Origin of the sequence: Pedobacter sp. Leaf250, assembly GCF_920984735.1 — a bacterium.
Classification (GTDB): Bacteria; Bacteroidota; Bacteroidia; order Sphingobacteriales; family Sphingobacteriaceae; genus Pedobacter.
This window is the reverse complement of the sequence record NZ_CAKLBU010000044.1, coordinates 1-1,576: the sequence shown is the minus strand read 5'-3', so window position 1 is coordinate 1,576 and position 1,576 is coordinate 1. Positions and strand designations below refer to the sequence as shown.

Here is a 1,576-nt window from a genome sequence, read left to right as displayed (position 1 = left end):
CCAGTCAAGCTGAGGGTTAATTTATTTCATAAAAATCAATATAAATGACGCTACCTTTATGTTGAGTATAAATGAGCATCATAACAGTCGTATCATTAGTGTTTCAACCTGAAGCTGAGTCTTGTTTTAGGGTATTTTATTAATCAATATTGGTGAATCGAAAGATATCCCGCATGGTAGTAATATCTTTATCTTATATACCCTAAGCTCATTCTAAAAAAGTACTCGTTTGTTATTATGGATATTCTAAGCAAGATTTATCCCAACAGTGCCGGTATTGATATTGGCAGCGAAAAAGTTTATGTTTCCGTAGAGAACCAATCAGTCAGGAACTTTCGCACCTTTACCGCAAGTTATAAGCATTTAAGTGCCTATCTGATGGAATGTTCGATAACCCATGTAGCGATGGAGGCCACGGGGGTCTATTGGATCACCCTTTATGATGTTTTAGAAGCCGATGGCTTTGAAGTAACACTTGTAAATCCCTCTGACAGCAAGAACCTTCCTGGTAGAAAGACCGATGTCCAGGACTGTCAATGGATTCAGCAGCTATTTAGTTATGGCCTGTTGCGTAAGAGTTTTGTCCCCGAGGATATTGTACGAAAACTAAGGGTGTATACGCGGATGAGGGAGGATAAACTACAAATGGCATCCACTCATGTTCAGCATATGCAAAAAGCGTTGATCCTAATGAATATTCGCTTGCCGGAAGTGCTTTCACAAACCCATGGGGCCAGTGGCTTGGCCATGATAGAGGCTATTTTGGCAGGAGAGCGAAATCCTGAAAAGCTTTTAGGCTATTGTACAACAAGTTTGATCAAAAACAAAGGCAGGGATATATTATTGGCGCTGGAAGGTAATTACAAGGAGGAATATATCTTCGAACTTCAGCAGGCTTATGAGGGTTATATGTTTTACCTCAGCCAAGTCTCCAAATGTGATGCTGAGACCCAGAAAATACTTGAGGAGTATAATAGCTCTTCCAACAAAAATTACAGCGACAACCATCCAATAAAACCAATTCGCCATAACAAACCTAAAATAGATCACTTGCATGATCTGCTTTTGGGTATTCATGGCGCCAATCCAACCACGCTACCCGGCCTAACCGATTATAGTCTCATGCGGCTAACTGCCGAATTAGGGAACAATATCAAACAATGGCCGTCTGTTAAAAATTTCGTTTCTTGGCTTGGGCTTTCGCCCGGAAAACACCAATCCGGTAAGATGAACAAGAGGAGTAAGAAGAAGGCTGCCACAAGAGCCGGGCAAATATTCAAACAAGCTGCCCAGAGCCTCATACTTAGTAAACAGCCTGGATTAGGTGCGTTTGCCCGAAGGTTAAAAGCTAGGAAGGGCTCTGGCATCGCGATAAAAGCAACGGCACGAAAATTGGCTGAACTATACTACAGAATATTTGACAAGGGTATGGTGTATGTTGAGACGGGAATAGCAAAATATGAAGAAAAAATCAAACAGCAGCAAATCATGTTTCTTCATAAAAAAGCAAATGAACTAAAAATGCAATTAATTGAATTATAGATAGTTGAAAGTAACGTCAATGGTAGGATGACGA

Annotated in this window: 1 protein-coding gene; it reads left to right on the top strand. The window is 40.5% G+C overall.

Annotated elements, in window-relative coordinates; genetic code table 11:
- The first annotated feature begins 237 nt into the window (after positions 1 to 237).
- Positions 238 to 1,542 carry an IS110 family transposase gene (locus LUA91_RS20605; RefSeq protein ID WP_231428000.1) on the top strand — a complete coding sequence of 435 codons (1,305 nt, stop codon included), beginning with the start codon at positions 238 to 240 and terminating at the stop codon, positions 1,540 to 1,542.
- Positions 1,543 to 1,576: the final 34 nt, after the last annotated feature.

Coding starts and splice junctions, on each gene's coding strand:
- LUA91_RS20605 (WP_231428000.1), top strand. CDS start 238: ATGGATATTCTAAGCAAGATTTATCCCAACAGTGCCGGTATTGATATT.